A 2,908-nucleotide genomic window follows, 5' to 3' on the forward strand; every position below is an offset into this window, starting at 1 on the left:
GTTTTATGATAACTTTACTGTTAAAAGAAGTCTAGACAACCTTGTTTTATGCTTGGATATAAGGCTTATTTTAAAATAATAGTAGTGAAGATTTTCTAAAATTAACATAATACACCTTATACGAAATGCGTTATAATTATCTATAGAAATCAATGCTGTAGTTTCTAGTTTATAGCCCGAACATCCCTGTTCGGGCTTTTTTTATGATTTTTCACGTTTCACGCCTATTATTTAAGCAATGTTTCACAACTTTGATTAGCTCCAGTAAATAATTAAAACCTAGATAATAAGAACCGAGCGAGTGTCTACGAGCGATTGAGCATCATCAAAATTTCGCCCTCGCCTTTTCTCTGATTACAAGCTCCCTTTCGATTTTAAACGGTAGGTACAGAGCATCCCGAATGGGTGCGAACTTTGGAGCTTTTGCTTTTCAAAAAGTATGAGCGAAGCGAATACATTACAAATGCTTTTGCTTTTAGATTTCACAAATAGGATTAACCAAAAACTGCCCCACGAAGCGAGGAACGAGCTTCAATAGAGTACGAGCTTTAGCGAGTACCTAGGGCAGTTTGCACTCCCCTCTCGAAAGGCTTTTAATTATTTTTAAAGCTTTTAAATGCTTTTAGATAAGCTGAAAACATTGATATGAGAGGACTACAGCTTATATAAGCACACAAATTCTCTTGTATAAGCACACAAATTCTCTTGTATAAGCACACAAATTCTCTTGTATAAGCACACAAATTCTCTTGATTTACACACATAAAATATATAGTGTGTAAATACACATTAATAATAACGTGTATTTAATATGAAGAATGGTTTAGTTGTGAAAGATAATGCATTAATAAACGCCAGTTATAATTTAGAACTAACGGAACAGCGTTTAGTCATGCTTGCAATCATTAATGCAAGGGAATTAGGGCGGGGTATTACGGCAGATAGCAAACTAGAAATACATGCTAGTGACTATGCAAAACTATTTAATGTATCACCTGATGCATCCTACAAAGCCCTGAAAGATGCCGTAAATAATCTATTTAACAGGCAGTTTAGCTATACAGCCGAATATAAAAAAACAGGGAAGGTAGGTATCGTTCGCTCTCGCTGGGTAAGCCGTATTTTTTATGTAGATGATTTGGCATTACTAGAAATTACTTTCGCACCTGATGTAGTTCCTTTAATCACTAGATTAGAAGAACACTTTACAAAATATGAAGCCAAACAAGTTGCACACCTAACCAGTAAGTATGCCACTAGACTTTATGAGTTATTAATCGCTTGGCGTGAAGTTGGTAAAACACCTGTTTTTGAACTACAACAATTACGTAAAAATTTAGGTGTTGAAGATGATGAATATCAACGTATGCACCATTTTAAAAGCCGTGTATTAGAAACTGCCATTACTCAAATCAATGAACATACAGACATAAAAGCCACTTATGAGCAACACAAGAAAGGGCGTACAATTACTGGGTTTTCATTCAAGTTTAAGCAGAAACAACAACCGAAAAAATTAGATTCTAAGCGTGACCCAAACACACCTGACTTTTTTATCAAAATGACCGATGCACAACGCCATTTATTTGCAAAAAAAATGTCAGAAATGCCTGAAATGGGGAAATATTCACAAGGTACAGAAAGCTACCAGCAATTTGCTATCCGTATAGCAGATATGCTGTTAGAGCCTGAAAAATTCAGAGAGCTTTATCCAATTTTAGAAAAATCAGGATTTCAGCCATGATTAAATTAAATAACCTATCAACCGATCTAAAGCATGTGACCGTTGAATACCTCGACATCGTAAATTATGAAATTGCGAGGGAAAATATATGCGGTTATATCTTCCTATTATCCCGACTATCCAAAGATGCCGAACCCACCGAAAAAATGCAGATGGAAAGCAAAATACAGAACTTAATTTACTATCGGGATAATTTACAAATCGAGGACAAGGACAATATTCAAAAGGTTTTAAATACGCTCATTCCAGAGTATCAAGCCGAACAAAAAAACCAAACAGCTAAGAAAAATTAGGCTTCAATATCGGGCAAATCAAAAAGCTGTCGATCTCTATTTTCTGTTAAATATTCGTTGAGTTCAGCGAGTATTTTTTCTTTATTGGCTTCATTTGCCTGCATTTTCTTAATCAAGTAAGAACCGAGCAAAATTTTACGCCGAGTATCATCCTTGCGCTCCTGTTCTTTCTTTTTGGTACGTTCTCTTGCTTCAATAGCCTGTTTCTGTGCTTTTAACTGTTTCAGCTTCTCTAACTGGGCTTCAATTTTCTTTTCGATATTTTCAGCAGATTTAGTCATAACGATTAATTTCGTAATATAGAAAACCACTCAAGCATAAGACCCTATGAATTGAAATTCAAGCGGGTAATATGCTATCGTGTTTTTCATGAAATGCGCACTTACGACTTGAATTTCATTCAAGTCAAAAGATGCGTAAGGGGGACACCCCTTAACCCCAAAAGCAAAAGCAAGAGCGGTAAAGCAAATGAAGAAATACAATATTGATGAACAGCATATTTTTATATGCTCAAACTGTGGGAATGAATTTTTATACAAATTACCTAAAATTCTTATAGAGCAAATGAATGGAGTATCCATTCAAACTATTAGAAAAGAATGCCCGAAATGTAATCAATACGTGGATGCCACAAGGAAAATTTAATGGCGATTTACCACTGTACAACCAAAACCGTTAACCGCAGTTCGGGAAGAACTGCCGTTGCATCTATGGCTTATCGTGCAGGGGAAAAACTAGAAGATAAACGTACAGGGCTGACGCATGACTTTACGAGAAAGGATGGAGTCGCCCATACCGAAATTGTGTCTAATCTCAATATTGAAATTGACCGCAGCCAACTTTGGAACTTGGCGGAACAGTCCGAAAACCG

General features: G+C 36.0%; 4 protein-coding genes. 3 read left to right on the forward strand and 1 reads right to left on the reverse strand.

Translation table 11 applies throughout. From position 1 onward, the window contains the following. Window positions 1–811: 811 nt before the first annotated feature. A complete protein-coding gene (gene repM, locus FTT91_RS14340) occupies window positions 812–1,744 on the forward strand; it encodes a replication initiation protein RepM (RefSeq protein ID WP_026438545.1) in 933 nt (310 codons plus the stop codon). Continuing rightward, a complete protein-coding gene (locus tag FTT91_RS14345) occupies window positions 1,741–2,037 on the forward strand; it encodes a hypothetical protein (RefSeq protein ID WP_163167926.1) in 297 nt (98 codons plus the stop codon). Before repM ends, FTT91_RS14345 begins: the two co-directional genes overlap by 4 nt. Here the strand turns inward: FTT91_RS14345 and FTT91_RS14350 are convergent. Further along, the gene (locus FTT91_RS14350; RefSeq protein ID WP_004871868.1) at window positions 2,034–2,318 is read right to left on the reverse strand and encodes a hypothetical protein; all 285 of its coding nucleotides are present in this window, start codon (window positions 2,316–2,318) and stop codon (window positions 2,034–2,036) included. The two genes, FTT91_RS14345 and FTT91_RS14350, sit on opposite strands and share 4 nt — an antisense overlap. 363 nt (window positions 2,319–2,681) lie before the next feature. Here FTT91_RS14350 and FTT91_RS14355 point away from each other — a divergent pair. Further along, the coding region (locus FTT91_RS14355; protein WP_180169695.1) for a MobA/MobL family protein at window positions 2,682–2,908 on the forward strand (227 nt) is incomplete at its 3' end.

The organism is Acinetobacter sp. YH12021, assembly GCF_013420145.1.
GTDB classification, from domain to species: domain Bacteria; phylum Pseudomonadota; class Gammaproteobacteria; order Pseudomonadales; family Moraxellaceae; genus Acinetobacter; species Acinetobacter towneri.